General features: G+C 54.2%; 21 protein-coding genes and 1 riboswitch. Of the genes, 8 read left to right on the top strand and 13 right to left on the bottom strand.

Annotation, left to right across the window (positions count from 1 at the left end; translation table 11 throughout):
• Positions 1-61 precede the first annotated feature (61 nt).
• On the top strand, positions 62-922 hold the full coding sequence (locus FJV47_RS15950; protein WP_159614921.1) for a prephenate dehydratase: 861 nt from the start codon (positions 62-64) through the stop codon (positions 920-922).
• A 12-nt stretch (positions 923-934) separates the two neighbouring features.
• Here FJV47_RS15950 and FJV47_RS15945 read toward each other — a convergent pair whose 3' ends face one another.
• The 3 genes from FJV47_RS15945 to FJV47_RS15935 form a co-directional block, all read right to left on the bottom strand.
• Positions 935-1432 (bottom strand): hypothetical protein, encoded by a 498-nt coding sequence (locus tag FJV47_RS15945; RefSeq protein WP_159614706.1) that lies wholly within the window; start codon positions 1430-1432, stop codon positions 935-937.
• A 104-nt stretch (positions 1433-1536) separates the two neighbouring features.
• Complete coding sequence (locus tag FJV47_RS15940; protein ID WP_159614704.1) at positions 1537-2211, bottom strand: response regulator; 675 nt, start codon at positions 2209-2211, stop codon at positions 1537-1539.
• Between the two features lie 10 nt (positions 2212-2221).
• The gene (locus tag FJV47_RS15935) at positions 2222-3829 is read right to left on the bottom strand and encodes a sensor histidine kinase (protein ID WP_235026504.1); all 1608 of its coding nucleotides are present in this window, start codon (positions 3827-3829) and stop codon (positions 2222-2224) included.
• 199 nt (positions 3830-4028) lie between these two features.
• Here FJV47_RS15935 and FJV47_RS15930 point away from each other — a divergent pair, with 199 nt between their 5' ends.
• From FJV47_RS15930 to FJV47_RS15915, 4 genes are read left to right on the top strand one after another with little or no spacing between them, the layout of a single operon-like run.
• Positions 4029-5042: a tripartite tricarboxylate transporter substrate binding protein gene (locus FJV47_RS15930; RefSeq protein ID WP_159614700.1), complete on the top strand. Its 1014-nt coding sequence runs from the start codon at positions 4029-4031 to the stop codon at positions 5040-5042.
• On the top strand, positions 5039-5542 hold the full coding sequence (locus FJV47_RS15925; RefSeq protein WP_159614698.1) for a tripartite tricarboxylate transporter TctB family protein: 504 nt from the start codon (positions 5039-5041) through the stop codon (positions 5540-5542). The genes FJV47_RS15930 and FJV47_RS15925 overlap by 4 nt, the downstream gene beginning before the upstream one ends.
• Before the next feature lie 21 nt (positions 5543-5563).
• Positions 5564-7138, top strand: a complete 1575-nt coding sequence (locus tag FJV47_RS15920; RefSeq protein WP_370515050.1) for a tripartite tricarboxylate transporter permease — start codon at positions 5564-5566, stop codon at positions 7136-7138.
• The gene (locus FJV47_RS15915) at positions 7135-7536 is read left to right on the top strand and encodes a universal stress protein (protein WP_159614696.1); all 402 of its coding nucleotides are present in this window, start codon (positions 7135-7137) and stop codon (positions 7534-7536) included. Before FJV47_RS15920 ends, FJV47_RS15915 begins: the two co-directional genes overlap by 4 nt.
• Before the next feature lie 68 nt (positions 7537-7604).
• Here the strand turns inward: FJV47_RS15915 and FJV47_RS15910 are convergent, their stop codons facing one another.
• Together FJV47_RS15910 and FJV47_RS15905 are read right to left on the bottom strand one after the other, a co-directional pair.
• A complete protein-coding gene (locus tag FJV47_RS15910) occupies positions 7605-8051 on the bottom strand; it encodes a DUF4282 domain-containing protein (protein WP_159614694.1) in 447 nt (148 codons plus the stop codon).
• 128 nt (positions 8052-8179) lie between these two features.
• Positions 8180-9277, bottom strand: coding sequence for an alanine--glyoxylate aminotransferase family protein (locus tag FJV47_RS15905; RefSeq protein ID WP_159614692.1), 1098 nt, complete (start codon positions 9275-9277; stop codon positions 8180-8182).
• 216 nt (positions 9278-9493) lie between these two features.
• On the opposite strand from FJV47_RS15905, the gene FJV47_RS15900 reads away from it, so the two are divergent.
• The 3 genes from FJV47_RS15900 to FJV47_RS15890 all read left to right on the top strand — a co-directional run bounded on the left by FJV47_RS15900 (position 9494) and on the right by FJV47_RS15890 (position 13045).
• Positions 9494-10684 carry an MFS transporter gene (locus FJV47_RS15900; RefSeq protein ID WP_159614690.1) on the top strand — a complete coding sequence of 397 codons (1191 nt, stop codon included), beginning with the start codon at positions 9494-9496 and terminating at the stop codon, positions 10682-10684.
• An 83-nt stretch (positions 10685-10767) separates the two neighbouring features.
• Positions 10768-11493 (top strand): type 1 glutamine amidotransferase domain-containing protein, encoded by a 726-nt coding sequence (locus tag FJV47_RS15895; RefSeq protein WP_159614688.1) that lies wholly within the window; start codon positions 10768-10770, stop codon positions 11491-11493.
• A 193-nt stretch (positions 11494-11686) separates the two neighbouring features.
• Positions 11687-11797: riboswitch (SAM riboswitch) on the top strand.
• A 12-nt stretch (positions 11798-11809) separates the two neighbouring features.
• On the top strand, positions 11810-13045 hold the full coding sequence (locus FJV47_RS15890) for a cobalamin-independent methionine synthase II family protein (RefSeq protein WP_159614686.1): 1236 nt from the start codon (positions 11810-11812) through the stop codon (positions 13043-13045).
• Between the two features lie 85 nt (positions 13046-13130).
• Here FJV47_RS15890 and FJV47_RS15885 read toward each other — a convergent pair whose 3' ends face one another.
• The 8 genes from FJV47_RS15885 to FJV47_RS15850 all read right to left on the bottom strand — a co-directional run bounded on the left by FJV47_RS15885 (position 13131) and on the right by FJV47_RS15850 (position 20239).
• The gene (locus FJV47_RS15885) at positions 13131-13625 is read right to left on the bottom strand and encodes a hypothetical protein (RefSeq protein ID WP_159614684.1); all 495 of its coding nucleotides are present in this window, start codon (positions 13623-13625) and stop codon (positions 13131-13133) included.
• 34 nt (positions 13626-13659) lie between these two features.
• Positions 13660-14988 (bottom strand): LLM class flavin-dependent oxidoreductase, encoded by a 1329-nt coding sequence (locus FJV47_RS15880; RefSeq protein ID WP_159614682.1) that lies wholly within the window; start codon positions 14986-14988, stop codon positions 13660-13662.
• A gap of 29 nt (positions 14989-15017) precedes the next feature.
• Positions 15018-15860, bottom strand: a complete 843-nt coding sequence (locus tag FJV47_RS15875) for an ABC transporter permease (RefSeq protein ID WP_159614680.1) — start codon at positions 15858-15860, stop codon at positions 15018-15020.
• Positions 15857-16705 (bottom strand): ABC transporter ATP-binding protein, encoded by an 849-nt coding sequence (locus tag FJV47_RS15870; protein ID WP_159614920.1) that lies wholly within the window; start codon positions 16703-16705, stop codon positions 15857-15859. The genes FJV47_RS15875 and FJV47_RS15870 overlap by 4 nt, the downstream gene beginning before the upstream one ends.
• A 3-nt stretch (positions 16706-16708) precedes the next feature.
• Entirely contained in the window at positions 16709-17746 is a 1038-nt protein-coding gene (locus FJV47_RS15865) for an ABC transporter substrate-binding protein (protein ID WP_159614678.1), read from the bottom strand.
• A 371-nt stretch (positions 17747-18117) separates the two neighbouring features.
• The gene (rpsO, locus tag FJV47_RS15860) at positions 18118-18387 is read right to left on the bottom strand and encodes a 30S ribosomal protein S15 (RefSeq protein WP_013348393.1); all 270 of its coding nucleotides are present in this window, start codon (positions 18385-18387) and stop codon (positions 18118-18120) included.
• Between the two features lie 107 nt (positions 18388-18494).
• Complete coding sequence (locus tag FJV47_RS15855) at positions 18495-19280, bottom strand: class I SAM-dependent methyltransferase (RefSeq protein WP_159614676.1); 786 nt, start codon at positions 19278-19280, stop codon at positions 18495-18497.
• 5 nt (positions 19281-19285) lie between these two features.
• Positions 19286-20239: a bifunctional riboflavin kinase/FAD synthetase gene (locus FJV47_RS15850; protein WP_159614674.1), complete on the bottom strand. Its 954-nt coding sequence runs from the start codon at positions 20237-20239 to the stop codon at positions 19286-19288.
• Positions 20240-20268 lie beyond the last annotated feature (29 nt).

Genomic DNA, 20268 nt, shown 5'->3' with positions numbered 1-20268 from the left:
GCGAACGTCATGAATTGGCGCGGACTGAGCTATAGCGAGCAAAGCGTTGTACCTTGAAATGATGGGCAACAAGATTTCGTACCAAGGTGAAGCCGGCTCCAATTCTAATATGGCCTGCACAGAACAATTCCCTGAAATGCAGGCAGTTCCGTGCGCCAGCTTTGAGGATGCCTTTGCCATGGTCGAATCGGGCGAAGCGGATTTGGCGATGATTCCCATCGAAAATTCTTTGGCTGGCCGTGTTGCCGATATCCACGTTCTACTCCCAGAATCTAATCTGCAGATCGTTGGCGAACACTACCTGCGCATCCGATTCGACTTGCTGGGACTGCCAGGTAGCAGTGTCGAGCAAGCTACAGAGGTGCACAGTCACATTCATGCCTTGGGGCAATGCCGTAAGGTCATCCGCGAAAACCAGTTAACCCCGGTCATTGCCGGCGACACAGCTGGCTCCGCGCGTGAGGTCAGGGACTGGAACGACCCCACAAAGTTGTCCCTCGCTCCCCCGCTGGCTGCTGACCTCTACGGACTAGAGGTCCTCGCCTCGGGCGTTGAAGATGACCCCACCAACACCACACGCTTTGTCGTATTGGCACGAAAGCAAGAACTACCCATTCGTACCCAGCTACCCGAAGCAGCCGTGACCACGCTGGTCTTTAAGGTACGTAACGTGCCCAGTGCACTGTACAAAGCGCTGGGTGGGTTCGCCACCAACGGCGTGAACATCACTCGCTTGGAAAGCTACATGGTCGGCTCAACCTTCGCTGCCACCACGTTTATGATCGATGTTGAGGGACACCCTGAAGATTTAGCGGTGCGTCTGGCCCTGGAGGAACTTGAGTTCTTCACCTGGGAAATCAAGATTCTGGGAACCTACGCAGCCAGTGAACACCGCAAGAGCACTGCCGCAGCATTTGTTTAGCTAGCACCGAGATCAGTCTGTGAACTTCTGTTCTTCGACGATCTGCTTCTGATACGGTTTGCCGAGGTATGAGAAACTCAGTGTTTTCGTCTCGTATTTTTGGCTGCCCGTTATGAACTCACGGCTAGTGAAATTCGTGGTGGGCAACGCCCATGAACGGCCACGATCAATTTGAGGCAACGACTCAAAAAAGTGCTGCCCTTTCTGCACGTTGGGATGGATCAGCTCACTGGAATGACGGTTGCCACTGCATTCGATGCGAACGTTGGTCACCGGAATTCGATGTTCGTTGGTGACAACAACCCCCCATTTGGGTTGCTCGGAGTTGCTGACTTCAGCTTTGACCCAAACCGCGTTCACGCCGCTGAGGATGTCTTCTTCTTTTTGAGCAGCTAGCTCACGTTTATCCTGTTTGCGCCACCAGAAGACTACAACGGCGGCCATTGCGCTCAGAGCCATGATCCAGTTGGGAATCGTTTCTGAAAATATGTAAAGTCCGTCGCCACTCATAGGTGCAGATTATCAAGCCGCTCACCTTATTCAAGAGGGTACTGAAAAAATTACACTTCGTTCACGGATGTTCACCCGCTCGATCCACAATCGTTACCGACTCATTAGGCGCTCCAAGAATACCGGCGCTCTGGACGCCCCACTCCCCCATATCGAAGATTTACCCGAGCCAAATTCTCTTCCGCTAGGTACTCCAGGTACCGGCGAGCGCTCACTCGCGAAGTGCCGAGCTTTTCGGCCGTTTCGGTGGCAGAAATTGGGTCCACCGATTCCTTGACGATGTTCTCAACTAGGGCCATGGTTTCGGCACTACATCCTTTGGGTAGCGGACGACGGTCCTGGCCCCCAAGCCCAAAGAGTCGATTGACGTCTGCCTGCTTCAGTTCGTGATCAGCTGATGCCTGAAGCGGTTGATAGGTCTTGGCATAGTGTTGGAGCCGCTCGCTTAGGTCATCCCAGGAGAACGGCTTCATCAGGTAGTGAACAATTCCGCCACGCAGTGCACGGCGAACCGTCTCCATTTCCCGGGCAGCGCTGATGACAATCACGTCAAGTTCGGGTTGAACTTCGCGTAATCGTTGTAGGAGATCTAGTCCGCTCATATCTGGCAGATGGATATCCAGCAACGCCAAATCCGGGGTCAGTTCCGCGGCCGCTTTGATGGCATCCTTAGCGGTGTGGGCAACCGCCGCGACACCGAACCCTGGTTCCTTGTTGACGAATCCGGCGTGCACCTTTGCCACCATAAAATCATCGTCGATCACCAGAACTTTGATCACTAGATCGGTCCTACTTCCTCAGTGTTGCGGTAAATCTTGCACCATCGTCGTTGACGGCTTCAATGTCTCCTTCACGGCGCCGACAGACTAGTCGGCTGAGCGCTAGCCCAAAGCCCCTGCCTCCGGAAACGCTGGTGTCCTTGGTGGAGAATCCTTGAGTGAAAATTTCACTCATTGCTTCATCAGCAATCCCTATTCCATTGTCGCTGACCACCACGGTAACCCAACCATGATCATCGGCTATCGACAGACTAATCCTTGGCGCTGCGCTTTGTGCAACGGCATCCATGGCGTTATCGATGAGGTTGCCGATCACGGTGGTCAGGTCACGAGCGGTTTGTTCATCTCCGCGGTCCAGTTTTGTATGTTCGGAAACTTCGAAGTGGATTCCTCGTTCCGCACACACGCTAGATTTGGCAATGAGCAAGGCAGAAATTGTTGGTTCAGCAATTTGCGCGAGAACATTTTCCAAGACCTTACTACGGCTGAAACTCACTCCGTCAATAAAGCGAACCACCTCGTGATATTCCTCTAACTGGATCAGCCCAGAGATCGCGTGAAGGTGATTGGCGAACTCGTGGGTCTGGGCTCGCAGCATATCTGCAGTGGCCTTACTGTCTCCGAGCTCTTGCTCCAGTAACGTCAGTTCCGTCCTGTCTCTAAACGTAGTGACCGAACCCAAGTCTTTGCGCGCGGTTTTCACCGGCATGCGGTTGAACACGACGACTCGCTCACCAATGAGGAATTGCCTATCCGGCTGCTGTTGGTTTGTGGTTAATGCGTGGCTCACCTGCGGAGCGACTTGTAGCTCTGCCAACGTTCTCCCTACACAATTTGAGGGCAGTTGCAGTAGCTCAATGGCTATATCGTTGGCCAACATGATTCGACTGTCCGGTGATACGGAGATGATGCCTTCTTTGACGCCATGCAACAGTGCTTCACGGTGTTCAAAAAGCTCTGCAATTTCCTGAGGCTCCATGCCACGAGTTTGGTGTTTGACCCTGCGCGAGAGCAACACCGATCCGGTGGCACCAAGGACTACCGCGATAACCAAGGTAATTAGTGCGCTGGGAGCAATTTCTTGGACAAGTTCCTGTGTGCTTGGGTAAGCCTGTCCGGCGCTGACAATGCCCACCATTTGCCCGTCGTCGGCAAGCACTGGAACTTGAGCGATGAGCAGGTGATCCCCGTTGCGATGCACCTCACCGGTCCAACCCCTGCCACGTTCCACCAGCGATTGCGGATGGAGGATTGAAGTTCCCACTTCATCGGGGAATGTGGAGGTGACGATCATGCCCTGTTCATCGGCCAGCGTCACGAACTGTAGACCTGAAATGCTTCGGGTAGTCTCAGCCATGGCAGGCAGAGCAGAACCCATTTCTGGCGCGGCTTGTGGCATTAGCTCGCGCATGAGCGGATTAGCCGCCAAGGATTCGGCTGCGGACAAACTGCGCCGACCTTCTACCGTTTCAAAGTTGTTGGTGGACTGAATCAGCGAAACTGTGACCACACCGATCAGAACAACCGCGATGATCAGTAACTGCAAAATGAGGTACTGACCTGCGAGCGAGATCTTCCGAGCAAAGTAATTGCCGAAGTGTGATGCCTTGAAGCTCACGCATTCACCTTCCCGAGATCCCATAATTCTTGGCCAGTGGCCCTTAGGAAATGTTACCGAAGTTCAAATGACTTAAATCACATTTTTTGGTTACACAATGAACAGTATTTTCTTTGAGTACGCAAGAGTGACCCAGTTCACAATGCGACGTACGGTTGCATTACTCGCAACTACGATGAAAGCAACGAGGCTGAAATCAATGAAAACTTTCAAGACCTTCCGGGCACTGACGGCAATCGCCGCCACCGCTGCACTGGCTCTGGGGGCCACGAGCTGTGGCGTCACCTCCGAAAAGTCGAGCTCCGATGCAGGCAGCTCAGACGGGCCGATCGCAAATCTTCGCATCATGGTGCCAAACACTCCAGGTGGTGGCTATGACACCACCGCACGTGTGGGCGCCAAGGTCATGGATGACGCCAAGCTAGCCACCAACCCAGAAGTCTTCAACCTCGCGGGTGCTGGTGGCACGGTGGGTCTGGCCCGTTTGATCAATGAAAAGGGCAACGGCGATCTTGCCATGCTCATGGGTCTAGGCGTGGTTGGTGCTAGTTACACCAATGACACCGACGGCAAGCTGACCGACACTACCCCTATCGCCAAGCTGATCGAGGAGCCAGGAGCCATTATGGTTTCCAAGGACTCTCCGTACAAAACCATTGATGATTTGGTCGCAGCATGGAAGAAGGATCCCAAGAACATCTCCGTCGGCGGTGGTTCCTCCCCTGGCGGCCCTGACCACTTGCTTCCAATGCAACTTGCAGAAGCAGTCGGCATCGACCCAAAGGACGTGAACTTCGTTTCCTTCGATGGTGGTGGCGACCTACTCCCGGCCATCTTGGGTGACAAGGTAGACGTCGCCGCTTCGGGTGCTGGTGAGTACATGCAGCAGATCGAAAAGGGCTCGGTACGCGTACTAGCCACCAGTGGCGAGAAGCCACTGGAAGGCGTGGATGCTCCAACCCTGAAAGACTCCGACATCGACCTGGTCTTCTCGAACTGGCGCGGTCTTGTAGCCCCTCCAGGTATCTCTGACGAAGACAAGACCAAGTGGGTAGAACTCATGACCAAGATGCACGAATCCGAAGAGTGGAAGACTGCGCTGAAGACCAATGGCTGGACTGACGCCTTCATGACCGGTGATGACTTCTCCAAGTTCCTCACCGAGCAGGATGAGCGCGTAGCTAGCGTACTGAAGACCCTGGGTCTGGCGTGAGCTCAGTAAGCACCGCAAAGAAGAAACGCGTCGAACTTCTGTTCGCCGCGTTTCTTCTTCTCGTCGGAATCATTGTGTTTGTTGACGCGTCGCAGCTACACGCGACGTACTCCCAGGCCGATGCCATTGGGCCTAGGGCAGTTCCCTATATCGTGTCGGGAATCCTCATCCTCTCGGCTATCGCCCTGAGTATCAGTGTGGCCCGTGGCAATCTAGCTGAAGGCGATGACGGCGAAGACGTTGACCTGAGCCAACCTTCAGACTGGAAAGTTCTCATCCCCCTGCTGGGATTCTTCGTACTAAACCTGCTGCTGATCAACTGGGCCGGTTGGGTCATTTCCGGAACAATCCTATTCTTTGGCGTGGCGACCAGCTTGGGCGCTCGCCGGTGGGTCTTGACGCTGATCATTTCATTGGTTCTGGCGTTGGGATCTTTTTACGGCTTCTATCTAGGGCTGGGCATCAAGCTGCCAGCCGGAATTCTTTCGGGGGTGCTGTAGGTGGATACTCTTAATCTGTTGATGGGTGGCTTCGAGTCCGCTCTCACCCCAGTCAACCTGTTATTCGCCTTCGCGGGCGTTGTTCTGGGCACCGCTGTTGGTGTTCTTCCCGGCATTGGGCCAGCCATGGCAGTGGCACTTCTTTTGCCGCTGACCTTCGGCATGGAAACTTCCAGTGCGTTGATCATGTTTGCCGGCATCTACTACGGCGGCATGTATGGCGGTTCCACAACCTCCATCCTGTTGAACACACCTGGTGAATCAGCAACCGTGATCACCGCCATTGAAGGCCACAAGATGGCTAAGGCTGGTCGCGCCTCGCAGGCTCTGGCCACCGCAGCTATCGGCTCTTTTGTCGCCGGTACCATCGGTACGGCACTGCTGGTGACTGTCACCCCGATTGTGGTGAAGTTCGCCGTCAGTTTGGGTGCACCAAGCTACTTTGCCATCATGGTCCTTTCGCTAGTTACGGTCACTGCCGTATTGGGCTCCTCCAAGATCCGTGGATTTGCCGCCCTCGGTTTAGGATTGGCGATCGGACTGATCGGTATGGATCCAGTGTCGGGGCAAAAACGACTAACCTTCGGTTTTGCCCCGCTGATTGACGGCATCGACATCGTTGTTGTTGCCGTAGCTATTTTCGCGATCGGCGAGGCCCTGTGGATTGCTGCCCACCTTCGCAGGACACCAGCACACACCATCCCCGTGGGCACACCTTGGATGGGCAAAGAAGACTGGAAACGATCCTGGAAGCCCTGGCTTCGCGGTACAGCCTTCGGCTTCCCCTTTGGTGCTTTGCCTGCCGGCGGTGCAGAAGTCCCAACTTTCTTGTCCTATGTGACCGAGAAGAAGCTCTCCAAACACCCTGAAGAATTCGGTCACGGTGCCATCGAAGGTGTCGCCGGTCCTGAAGCTGCCAACAACGCCTCGGCGGCCGGAACCCTGACTCCGATGCTTGCGTTGGGCCTTCCTACCAACGCCACCGCTGCAGTGATGTTGGCGTTCTTGACCATGAAGGGCATCCAGCCTGGCCCGTTCCTCTTCGAGAATGAACCGGATTTGGTCTGGGCACTGATTGCCAGCCTGTTTATTGGCAATACGTTGTTGCTGTTGATCAACCTGCCATTGGCGCCACTGTGGGCCAAGTTGCTGAAGATTCCACGCCCCTACCTGTACGCGGGAATCTTGTTCTTCGCGACCCTCGGCGCCTTCTCCGTGAACATGCAGGTTGCTGATCTCTGGATCTTGCTGCTCATCGGCTTGCTGGGCTTTGCACTGCGTCGCTTCGGTTTGCCGGTATTACCGTTGATCCTTGGTGTCATCATCGGTCCGATGGCCGAAGAACAACTACGTAAGACATTCCAGCTTTCCTCGGGTAGCGCATCAGGAATCTGGAGCGAGCCTCTGGCTGTTGGAATCTACGTTCTGATTGCCGTGCTGTTGTTATTACCGGTACTGATCCGCTTCATCAGGCGCTCACGCGGTGTGAATACCACCGTTGCTGACCAAGTCCTTGGCGAAGCACCAGAACAGCCAAAGCACAAGGCCGGCGTGGCCTACGAAGGTCGCTCAGATGAAGAAAGGAACGATTCATGACCATCGTTGTTGGATACATTCCTTCCGAAGAAGGCGAAGTTGCGTTGTCCCGAGCCATCGAAGAAGCCAAGCAGAAGAATTCCCGATTGATCGTGGTCAATTCTTCGAAGGGAGACCAATTGGTCGATGACCGACTCATCGATGCCAAACAGCATCATGAACTCGAAGCACGACTAACTCAAACTGGTCTCGACTTTTGGATTCAACGTCAAAGTCAGGGAATTGACGCTGCAGATCAGATTCTGCAAGTAGCCGAAGCACAAAGGGCAGAACTGATTGTTATTGGACTTCGTAAACGAACTGCCATGGGTAAGTTCATTATGGGCAGTGTCGCACAGCGGGTATTGCTCCAGGCAGGCTGTCCAGTGCTTTCGTTGAAGGCAAAAAACGACTGGTAAACGTACTGTCAATAACCTTGGACAGAGCGATGGCCCGCACCAATTGGTGCGGGCCATCGCTCCTTGCTTTACTTCTGGTAAGGATTTGTCGGTGGAGTGGTTCCACCGTTGTTCGGATCAGCGGGACGAACCTGTGGGTTGCCCTGCGAAGGATACTGGGTTGCTGGGCTCGTGTAACCCTGCGGTGCTGGTGGGTTACCTGGCAATGGACCATGACCCGTGTCAGAAGGTGGGGTTCCCCCAGCTAGGCGAACAAGCTCAGCGGTATTCTCAGCCGTGCGAATCGACGCAATCAGCGATTCAAGGCCGGCACGGATCAAGCACAGGTAAACCAAGACGAACAGTGGCCCGAGGATGATCAATACCAAGAATCCAAGAAGCGTGTCTTCCACGAAGGCGCTGATTACCATTCCCAGGTAAGCAACAGCCAACATGATCATGACCAAGATGTAGATGATCTTGATAATTGAGGGAGTGATGAACTTTCTGAAGTTGAAATCAAATAGTGCTTTCATCCTTCTGCCTTCTCTCATGTCGAAACGAATGATATAGCCGAGCGTATCGAACTCTACGACAGGGCGAAAGCGAATCTAGAAAATAAGTACAGACCGACGTAATGATTGCCAACTTCTCATCACAACTTCTAGGCCTTAGAAATCGCTTCTTTAAGAGCTGCCAATAAGAGAGCTACCGAACTTGGGTTAGCGTTCGGTCCCATCAGTCCGATGCGCCACACGGTGCTGGCGTATTGGCCAACTCCCCCGCCAATTTCAATATTGAATCGATCCAACAAGTAATCACGCACCCTGGCAGAATCGACTCCTTCTGGAACATTCACGGTGGTCAGCTGGGGCAGCCGATGTCCTTCCTGCGCAAATAAGGTCAAGCCCATTTCCTGCAGGCCCACCTGCAACTCGGTTCCCGCCTGTTGATGACGGGCAGTCACTGCGTCCAGGCCCTCAGTAAGAATTCTGTCGATTCCCGCTTCCAACGAAGCAACCATCGCAACCGGTGCAGTGTGGTGGTAGGTTCGACCTCCGCCAGCCGACCCCGTGGCATAACCACCGAGCAGACCGAGATCCAAGTACCACGACTGTGGCTTTTGGACACGACGCTCAAAGGCACGGTCAGAAATAGTGAATGGTGCCAGCCCCGGAGCGACACCGATGCACTTTTGGGTACCTGCGTAACCAACATCAATGCCCCACTCATCGGCAAGCACCGGCATACCACCGATGGACGTCACTGCGTCAGTAATCAGCAAGGCATCACCCTTAATGGCACCCAGCGCAGCAATATCCGAGAGAACTCCCGTGCTGGTTTCGGCATGAACACCGGCAATCACCGATGGATTTGGATGCGCTTCAGCCACACGCTGAGCATCAATTGGCGTTCCATACTCATGATCAACGCGAACCACTTCTGCCCCCACCCGCGACGCAACTTCACACATGCGCTCGCCGAACAATCCGTTGATAGCGATTACGGCCACATCGCCAGGGTTGATCGTATTAACGAAGGCAGCTTCCATACCTGCTGAACCGGTGGCGCTCAATGGCAAAGTACGCAGATTTTCTGTACCCCAGAGGGTTCGCAGACCATCAGCCACATGATCCATTCTGGCTATAAAAGCCGGGTCTAGGTGTCCGAGTAGCGGAAGCCCTAAGGCCGCTGTTGCTTCTGGATACGGATTGCATGGGCCTGGACCGAATAGGTGACGTTGAAGAACGCTCTCGCTCATGACTGCTCACTTTCATGTTGCTGTTTTTTCCAACTCAGACTCAGCGTATCCCCTCGACAAGGCGTAACGAAAGGTTACTTCCGCATCGTAGAATTAGTTCTTTTGTCTTGTGCAGTTCCCCTCTCACGTAAACTTTGAAGGACTCGTACTCGGCAATCTGACCTTGCTGATTCTGCATAAGAATGTTAAGCCGTAGACAATCAGTGAAGGGTTGCCGTGAAGACTGAAACCACCACCAGCCGACAGGTTGCACCATTATTTGCAGCAGGCTTCACCACTGCGTTTGGCGCCCACAGCATAGCCGCCGGACTCGGCGCAGAGTTTGATTCATTGGGGTCAAGCCTGCTGACCTTGGGCCTACTGCTAGCTGTTTACGATGTTGCTGAGGTCATTCTTAAGCCAGTATTCGGAACTTTGAGCGACCGAATCGGTGCCAAACCGGTCATACTTGGCGGCTTGGTGGTATTCACCATCATGTCTCTCTTAGGAATCTTCGCCAATTCAGCCTTGACCCTGGGGCTAGTCCGGTTGGGCCAGGGCGCGGCAGCTTCAGCTTTTTCCCCCGCCGCCTCAGCGGCCGTGGCCAGACTGTCTGGTAAAAACACCGGACGTTATTTTGGCCGATACGGCGCGTGGAAGACACTCGGATATGTTTCTGGACCACTGGTGGGAGCAGGTCTAATTCTGTGGGCAGGCTTCCCTGCCTTATTCCTCTTCATGTCACTAATCTCCCTTGTTGCAGCGCTGTGGGTATGGCGCACCATGCCAAATCTGCCCATTCTCCCCAAAAAGCGCTACACCCTTAAAGACTTAGCCGGTCAAGTTGTAGAGCCAGGCTTCATCGTGCCAACGATGGTGTTGGCCGCCGCTACTGGTGCTTTAGGTACCGCCGTAGGATTCTTTCCAAACATTGGCTCGGAAATAGGTCTGACGAGCGTCGAAAGCATGGGTGTCGTTTCACTTCTTGCAGTGTGTTCGGCAGCTGTCCAACCATGGATTGGCCGTTTGGCTGACAGCGCCAGAGTTTCTTTCCGCCTCGGCGTGATGCTCGGATTGTCATTGATTGTTGCAGGACTGCTGATCGTAGCTCTGTTACCTGCCTTTATCAGCCTCCTGTTAGGGGCAGTTCTCTTGGGAATTGGCATCGGAATTACGACACCACTGGGTTTCGCTCATCTGGCATCAACAACTCCAGAAGAACGTATGGGACGCACCATGGGTTCAGCAGAACTTGGCCGAGAAGCCGGAGACGCTGGTGGGCCAATTCTCGTGGGAACGTTCGCCGCAGTAGCCACCCTGAGCGTTGGACTGGGTGTGCTGGCAGTAGTCATCATTGTTATTAACATCGTCGGTTTTCTGATGCTTCGCTCAACTAAGCCCTCAGTCAATCATGGAACTACCGCATAGAAACCTGAAAACAACATCACTGCGGTTGAAAGGTTCGCACCATTTGTATAAGTCTGAAAGGACGAATGCGAAAGGAGTACTCCGTGAAGAAAATCCTCATGGTCCTGACCAGCGTTTCCGAACTCGGTGCATCAGGAGAACCCACCGGTTATAACGTCGCAGAGGCTGCCCACCCTTGGAAGGTCTTCCGAGATTCAGGGCACTTTGTAGACTTTGCTTCCATCAAGGGCGGACAACCGCCACGGGACACCGTCGATACCGACGACCCGATTCAGGTGCAATTCACCGAAGACGAAACTACTCGTGCCGGCCTGTACAACACCGCGAGGGTAGAAGTCGTTGATCCAGAACAGTACGACGGTGTCTATCTCGTTGGTGGCCACGGCACCATGTGGGACTTCCCTAATAATGAAGGCCTGCAGAAACTAGTTGGCGCGATCTACAACAAGGGTGGCGTTGTCGGCGCAGTTTGTCACGGCCCGGCCGGACTGCTCGATGTCGAACTACACCACGGATTAAAACTGCTCAGTGGTAAGGATGTCGCAGCCTTTACCAACGATGAAGAAGTTGCCGTCGGCAAGGACAAGGTCATCCCGTTCTTCCTGGCTGACAAACTCACCGAGCAAGGCGCCAACCATATTGCCGCCGATAATTTCGAAGAAAATGTTCAGGTCTCTGAACTCTTGGTGACAGGTCAGAACCCGGCCTCGGCCGCAGGTGTCGCTAAGGAAATGGAAAAGCTTCTCGCGGAAGTCATCCATCAAGAAAAAGCAGCTGAGGAAGAAGCCGCCGAAGCTGAAGCAGAGTAGTCCGAACAGCGAATAAGGTCTGTCGTTATGTAACGACGTGACGTAATAGAAACGCTTGGACTCGTGTTCGCACACGAGTCCAAGCGTTTTTTACGTTCTGCAGTGACAATATGAAGCGTTCAAGATGTTTCTCGACGCAACACAATCACTGGTAGTGGCTACCCGTGCCTCAAACCTGATAGTCCTTGATGTGTAACCATCCCGAGTGGCCGAGAGACCTGGCTCTTTGACGCCGCAGCAACCGATCTTACCGATGAAGCATTCGCTCATGAAGATACGGTGCTAACGCCAGGACCGATGGAAAGGTGGCTTTGCCATGTCTTCGCAGACCCCAGATCACATTCTCACTACACATGCGGGGTCACTGCCACGCACTACTGAACTCCTGGCGGCTAATGCAGCCAAGGAGAACAACCCGCAGGACGTTGCACACTTCACCGAGTTACTCTCAAGCGCAGTAGTGGACGTAGTCCAGCGACAGCGTGAGGCTGGAATCGATGTCCCCAACGACGGCGAGTACGGGCATACCATGTCTTCCTCAGTGGACTACGGAGCGTGGTGGAACTACTCCTTTGCGCGTTTGGGTGGGTTGGAAGCCACGAATGTTGACCGCTGGGCTGAAGCCGAAGTACGTCGTTCTTCCCCCGGTAATCTCGTGCTCACCTCATTCCCGGACCGGCGTGACCGCCAGCGTTTTAATGAGGCATACTCGGATCCTTCCTCAGGTATCCTCACCAACCGCAAATCCACGACCCAGCCCAAGGTTGTCGCGCCGTTGACCTACACCGGGCACGATCTAGTGGCCTCGGATATCAATAACTTGAAAGCCGCCCTTGAAGCCACCGAAACCGAACAAGGGTTCCTTGCGGCTTTGTCTCCTGCCTCTTGTGCGCGTCTGGCCAATGATTTTTATACCAATGATGAGGAGTACCTCTACGCTGCAGCAGACGCAATGCGTGAGGAATACAAGGCGATTCTTGACGCCGGACTGACATTGCAGATTGATGACCCTTCATTGGCCGAATCATGGGACCAGATCAATCCTGAGCCCAGCCTAGAGGACTATCTGAAGTTCATTCAGCTACGTGTAGAAGCAACCAACTACGCACTGCGTGACCTGCCTGCAGAGAAGATCCGACTGCACGTGTGCTGGGGTTCGTGGCATGGTCCGCATACCACTGATATTGCCTTCGCCGACATTCTGGATTCGGTCCTACAAATCAATGCGGGCATGATTTCCTTCGAAGCGGGCAACGTCCGCCACGAGCACGAATGGCGCATCTGGGAAAACCGATCCCTGCCAGAAGGCAAGATCCTGATCCCTGGGGTCGTATCCCATGCAACCAACGTGGTTGAGCACCCCGAATTGGTCGCGGATCGCATCGAACGCTTCGCCAACCTCGTGGGTCGAGAAAACGTCATTGCGTCCACTGACTGTGGTCTTGGAGGACGTGTCCACCCACAAATCGCTACAGCAAAATTAGAAGCGCTAGGTGAGGGCGCACGTATCGCTACCAACCGTCTCTACGCGAAATCTTCAACGGTGATCTAGCTTTTCTTGCCTGTAATCAAACCCATGGTGGGCACTTCGCATTTTTGCGAGGTGCCCACCACTTTTGTTTTCCAGCAAGTTGAAACTAGCCGTAGATATGAATGCTGCCGCCGTAGCCATCGGGAAGTCCTCGACCGAGCACCCAGCTGGTGAGCACTTCATGAACCTGTGCCAGCGATAGAGACTGCGGGCCGAAACGTGCAACGTCGTCATCCGGAGCGCTAGAAGTATTTTCAGCGTCCGGGCCGTAGGCGATTCGCATGTTATAAGCGCTACCGTCCACCACCGCTAATTCCAGCATGAAATTCCCGTCATCCAACCGCGCACCTTGTGCGTATCGACTCGCTGGTTCCTCACCTTCGAATCCAAAAGTATCTCCATAACCGGTGACCATACGCAGGATTTCGGGGATCTGTCCCGTTGATTCGAGTTCCTCCCAACCATAATTGCCGGTCACTTTCCAATACATCTGCTCTTCAAGCTCAGGATCAATCAATAGGAGGTTGAGTTCCTCCGCGCTGTACCAGTCGCGCAGGTTATCGAGCTCTAGGCTGCCAGAGACTTCAATCGTATTAATCATGAACACAGCATAAGTAAGGCCTGGGACAGGATGGCTAACGGATCAGTTCCCCATGCTCTACTGCAGGTATTGGCAAACCATAGTGGCCACGCAATGTGCTGTGCTCATAATCGGTGCGGAACAATCCGCGGTCCTGCAACAAAGGAACTACCTGTTCGGTGAAAGCCTCAAGTCCTGAGGGAAGCACCGGCGCCATAATATTGAACCCATCCGCGGCACCGGCCTTAAACCAGTATTCGATTCGATCGGCCAGTTGTTCGGGTGTCCCGGTGAACGTCAGATGGCCTCGACCTGGTCCCAGCTCTCTAATGATCTGGCGTACCGTGAGGTTCTTGCCGTAGCCCAGATCCAAAATCAGGTCACGACGTGAAGTGGACTGCTCCTTCGAAACCACTTTTTCAAGACCGTCGGGAAGCACCCTATCGAGTTTCAAAGTTTCTGGGTCGACGTGCAACTGCTGTGCCAAAGTCTTCTTGGCGTACTCCGGCAAGATCAGCTCATCCAAGGAATCAGCTAGTTCAAGGGCTTCAGCTTCGGTGGAACCAAGAATAGGAACAATGCCCGGCAGAACTTTCACCGAATCTGCCGAACGCCCATAGGTCCCCGCACGAACCTTGAGGTCCTGATAGAAGTCACGGGCCGATTCAAACGACTGGTGAGCTGTGAAGATCGCCTCTGCCCAACGGGCAGCGAAATCCTTTCCTGCTTCAGATGCTCCAGCCTGTATAAGCACCGGATGTCCTTGGGCCGAACGATGAACGTTGAGTGCACCGGCCACTTGGAAATGCTCCCCCACATGTTCGGCAGCATGTACCTTAGCCGGATCGGCCCACTTCCCACTGTTCTTATCTGCAATGACCGCGTCCGGTTCCCACGAGTTCCATAGCTTCTTGGCCACCGTCAGAAATTCATCTGCGCGGGCATAACGTGCAGAACTATCGTGCTGTTTTGGTTGAGAGAAGTTCTGCGCTGCCGCATCCCCCGCGGTCGTCACCACGTTCCATCCCGCTCGGCCGTTGCTGATGATGTCCAAAGATGCAAAACGCCGTGCCAAATTGTACGGATCGTTGTAGCTGGTTGAAGCGGTAGCGATCAGACCAATGTTCGTGGTCAGTGGCGCGATGGCCGACAAGATGGTCAAAGGGTCCAGGATCGATGCCGGTCGTTGAGCCACCGAGCCTTGTAGAAGTGGGCCGTCAGCGAAGAAAATGGCATCGAACTTCGCTTTCTCAGCCAATTGAGCCAGGTGAATGTAGTGCCCGATGTCCGTTCCTGCATGCGGATCACTTTCGGGGCGACGCCACGAGGACTCATGATGGCCGGTGGTGAGCAGAAAAGCGTTGAGGGTTAGCTTGCGGGTCATGGTTCAATTCCTTTGAGGATAGTGCGTGGTTAGGCGCGCGCCCAGCGGGAGAAGTGACGTTCCAGTGCGACAAGGGCTGCATTGACGACAAACCCGAGAACGGCAACGGTAAGAATGGCCGCATACATTTTGGGGATCAAGAAACTGGCCTGGGAGTTGGTGATCAGGTAACCAAGACCGGCTTTAGCCCCGATCATTTCGGCGGCAATCAGTACCAGCACGGCGGATGTTCCAGCCATGCGAATACCGGTAAAGATAATCGGCACCGAGGCCGGAAGAACTACCTTCGAAAAGATCTCGAAGTTGTTCAGTCCGAGCGTTCGCCCTGCACGAATCAACAGCGGATCAACGCTTCGAGCACCGAGGATGGTGTTTAGCAGTACCGGGAAGAATGCGGCGTATAGAACAATGCTCACCTTGGACAGCTCGCCAATTCCCAGTAGCAGGGTGAAAACAGGCAACAGGGCCAACGCTGCGGTGTTGCGGAAGACCTCCAAGAGCGGGTTCAGGAAATCTCCCACTTTGGAAAACCAGGCCACCACCAGTCCAACGGGTACGCCGATCACCACGGCCAAGAGAAATCCGATGGCTGAGCGTCCCAAGCTCGCAGAGACGTGGGTCAGCAGATCCCCGCTGATGATCATTTTCCAGAGTTGTTGGAGAACTTCGTGTAGCGGTGGCAAGAAGACTTTGGAAGCTGGTTCCAAGACAAATTGTGGGACCAGTTCCCATACGAGCAGAAATCCAATGATGGCCCCGGAACTGTACAGAGTTTTCCGTAGAGTTTTTCCGAGTCGGCCAGTTGAGTACTTAGCCGGCGCCACCGAGCGTTCAAGACTGATCTGCTGTTCTTCAAGGGTTAGGGTGCTCATGCGTGCGCTCCTGAAGTGATCAAAGTTTTCTCGAACTGTGCCGGTGATTCCTGCGCAGCGCGGCTGTGTAGGAGATTCCAAATGTGGTGCCGGTATTCCCCAAACTGTTGAGTAGAACGTATGTCGTCCACCGATTGGCGATCTTGCAGATCAATGTTCACGATCTCTTTGATCTTCCCGGGCTTAGCCGACATCACGGCAACTTTCTGCCCTAAGTAGACGGCTTCTTCAATGCCGTGGGTGATGAAAACGATCGTGGTCTTGGTACGTTTCCAAATATCCAACAACAGATCCTGTAGCTGCTCACGAGTCTGCGCGTCCAAAGCTGCGAAGGGCTCATCCATCAGTAACACCTTTGGCTCATGGGCCAGCGCTCGCGCAATGGCTACGCGCTGACGCATGCCACCAGAAAGTTCATGCGGGTATTTGTCTTCTACACCTTCCAGACCAACCAAGCGCAGATACTCATGGGCGCGCGCCCGACGTTCGACTTTGCCCAAACCCTTCCCGTGTCGAGTCTGACTTTCCAGTCCGATCTGAACATTTGCCGCCGCAGTGAGCCAGGGAAACAGTGCATATTGTTGAAAGACCACTGAGCGCTCTAGACTCGGTCCTGCAATGGGTTGCCCGTCAACGAGCATTTCGCCCTGACTTGGAGTGCTCAGGCCCGCGAGAATATCCAACAGCGTCGATTTTCCGCAGCCGCTGGGACCAACCAGAGTGTAGAACTCTCCGTCTTCGATCCACAGATCCAAAGACTCAATGGCTGTGACCGCTGTTTCGTCGCTGGCGCCGGTTCGCTGGAATTTCTTGCTCAGGTTCTTGATCTCAATAGTCGACATGATCGGCTACTTCCCCTCTTTGGCTAGGTCATTGAACTGGTTGGTGTAGTACTCGCTAGGTGTTATTTCGCCGTCAACAATTCCGGTGTCTTGCAGCCATCCGGTCCAACGACTGAAGTCCTCGTCGCGAATTAGCGCATTTTTACCTACTCCAAAGCCATTGAAGTACTGCAGGGCTGCAACGTCTTCGCCACGGTTTCGGGATTCAATAATGCTGGTCATTTTTTTGATGACTTCTTCGCGTGAGTGAGATGCTGCCCAGTTCACGGCTTTTGCTGTGCCCGTTGCCAAGGCATGCGCTGCTTCTGGATATTCGTTAATGAAGTCATCACGCAGCACATATTCACCGCCATTGAAGTTGTCGAAAACTTCGGTGTCTCTGAAGACTTCTTGCAGATCGCCTTGCTTCACCGCGTGAACCTGCGAAGCCCCGGAAAGAGCTCCAACATCAACCTGATGTGTTCTAACGGCCTGTTCGGTCTCGGTAGGTGGCAGAACTACCAGCTGCACCTGGTCGATTTCGTCTTGACTCAGTCCCTGCGCTTGCAGATAGGTGTGAATTACGGCCTCGGAATGGGCGCCCAGCGTATTCACGGCAACAGTTTTGCCAATCAAGTCTCGTGCGTTCTTGATACCGCTATCTTTGGCCGAATAGAAGCCCACAAAGTAGTCATCGTTAGACCCGTAGTACGAGACGACCGCCGTCACCGGAGATCCTGCTTCTTGTAGTTTCACCACCGCACCGGAGAACGCTCCACCGATATCGGTCTCGCCGGTAGCAGTATTTTGGATCGACAAGGGGCCGCTAGAGTTGTTGCCAACCCATTCCAGCTTGATGCCCTCAAGATATCCCAACGCTTGAGCTAGCTCGATCAGCGTTACCGTATTGGCTGCGCCCTCGTACCGAACGTTGACCGTCCCATCCGAGTTTTTCAGATCGGTGCCATGTGCCGATGCAGTGCAGGAGGCCAACAATAGTGCCGGTGCCAGTAAGAGCGTTGCAGCTGCCTTGCGTTTTCTGCGGGTAAGCGGGGTACTGAACATCTCGGGTATTTCCTGTTCCTCTACGGTGCGATTGCTTGTTAGCCATACAAGCACCTGAGGAAAGAGGGATGGAAGAGGCCCGAAATCTGATGAAATTAGATGAAACACGAGGTCAAAGTCGATATGACATGTCACAGAAAGTCCCGGCAAACTACACTGGACGTAGCCTGAGGCAATACATCGTCACACATTGCGCAGGATCTGGGTATTTTGGCTTTACACGTCGTGATCACTCGTAGCACTGGCCAAGGAACGCGGCTGACAGCGCGACGTCAGAGTTAGAGCTGGCGAGGTTCGAGACTAGTTTTGGGCATAAAAAAATCCCCGCTGTCCAAAAAGGAAAGCGGGGATCTTCGCACCAGTGCGAGAGACTACTTACGCAGGCCCAAGCGCTCGATCAGCGAACGGTAACGCTCGATGTCGGTGTTCTTCAGGTAGCCGAGCATACGACGACGACGACCAACCAGAGCCATCAGGCCACGGCGGGTGTGGTGGTCATGCTTGTGCATCTTCAGGTGCTCGGTCAGGTCCGAAATACGGCGGGACATGACGGCAATCTGAACCTCAGGCGAACCGGTGTCACCCTCGTGGGTAGCGTAAGCCTTGATGATTTCGTTCTTGATAGTGGCATCCAATGCCATAACAAACTCCTAGAGTTGGACCGCGTTCATAAGTCAGTGCAAACGCCGAGGCGTTCACGATGGAATCCCGCAACCGCGGACTGCAGCGAGAACCATCGTCAATCATATCACCGACGGGTACGCCGGCGGGACCTCCAGGCATGGGTGAGATAGGGCACCTGAACCTTCTCCTGAAGGTCGTAGCCCAGATGTTCACCCCAATACCAAGCGAGGTTTGCTTCCACCTTGGCTTGGATAGTCGGCGTAGATTTGCGGTAATAACTGCGTGATTTGGTCAGTTCAATGATCTCGTCAAAATCCAGTGGCATCGACCAGTGCCAGATACCGTGTTCAGGCTTTGCGAATTCACGTCCCAGTGGTGGTTCGAGCTCCGGGCGGTGTACATCTCCTGCATGCATGATTCGTGCCAGCCGGTGGACCCAAGGAATGGAGACATCCAATTGGTTCCATAACAAAGTCAGCCACCCGCGGTCGTGGAGTAGTCGGGCTGCTTCAGCGCTGGCTTTGGGATGGTCTACCCAGTGCCAGGCTTGCGCATAGGTCACCAGGTCAACGCTATTCTCCCCCAGCCCGGTAGCTTCGCCCGAAGCACACATGGTCAGGACATTTGGCAGCCGCTTGTTCAACACAGTCAGCATGTCAGCAGAAGGGTCAACGGCGCTGACGTCCAGTCCGCGCGCGACCAATTGCTCGGTAAAGATTCCTGAACCACAACCGATATCAACGGCATTTGTTGGCTGATCCTGCAACGCAAAATCCAGTGCGTCTTCAGGATACGAAGGGCGGATCTTGTCGTAGCTCTCAGCCCCCGATTGGAAGGCCGAAGCTAGTTCGTCACGACGCTTGGCGTTCACCACAAAGGCCCGCTGTGGCAGGGAAGGGATCTCAGACATGTTGCTTAGCACGATTCAACGGCCAAGACCGTGCGTGCTTGGTCTACATCCTCGGTCATCTGTTCGATCAAGGCTTCAATTCCGCGGTAGGCAACCATCGGACGCAAGCGCGAAATAAACTCAACAACAATCTGCTGACCATAAAGATCAAAGTCTTCCACGCCTTCTTCAGGTCGGTCGATCACATGAGCTTCGACCACGCGGGAGACTCCGTCAAAGGTTGGGTTGGACCCGACAGAGATGGCAGCTGGCCACCGGACTTCAGCTTCGTCGATCACCCACCCGGCATAAACTCCATCGGCAGGAATGATGCCGGTAGCTTCCGGGTCCAAGTTGGCAGTGGGGAATCCAAGTTCACGTCCGCGGGCGTGACCGTGTACTACTTCGCCACGCATACGATGCGGACGTCCCAAAATCTTTGCGGCTTCCTCGACGTCGCCGGCGGCCAGCTCTTCACGGACCCAGGTCGAGGACAGACGTCGCTTGTCCCCCACATCTTCAACGCCGATAACCTCGAAGTTGTATTTTTCGCCAAGCTCTCGCATGTAGCCGAAGTCGCCTGAATTGTTTCGACCAAAGCGCACATCATGGCCAACCACGACAGCCACCGCGTGAAGTTTTTCAACGATCAGCGAACGCACGAAATCTTCAGCGCTTTGATCAGCAAATTCCAGCGTGTAGTGGATCATCAGCGTGGCATCCAATCCGACGCTGGCCAAGGTATCGATACGGTCGGCTATTCCCATGATCAACTCAGGAGCAGCATCGGGCCGGTGCACCAAGGCAGGGTGCGGGTCAAAGGTAATGGCTACCGATTGGGCAGAGCGCGCCTTTGCTTGTGTGACAGCGGCGTCAAGGACTTCGCAGTGTCCCAAATGAACACCGTCAAAGTTGCCAATGGTCACGACAGTGGGAGCCATGTCCGCGGGGACGGCATCCAAGCCTTTCCAATAGTGCACTGTGCTCCTTTAGAAATTCTTTCGGTGAG

Origin of the sequence: Glutamicibacter sp. JC586, assembly GCF_009805585.1 — a bacterium.
In the GTDB taxonomy this organism is placed as follows: domain Bacteria; phylum Actinomycetota; class Actinomycetes; order Actinomycetales; family Micrococcaceae; genus Glutamicibacter.
The sequence above is the reverse complement of the archived record's forward strand: the minus strand, read 5'-3'. Positions and strand labels throughout refer to the sequence as shown.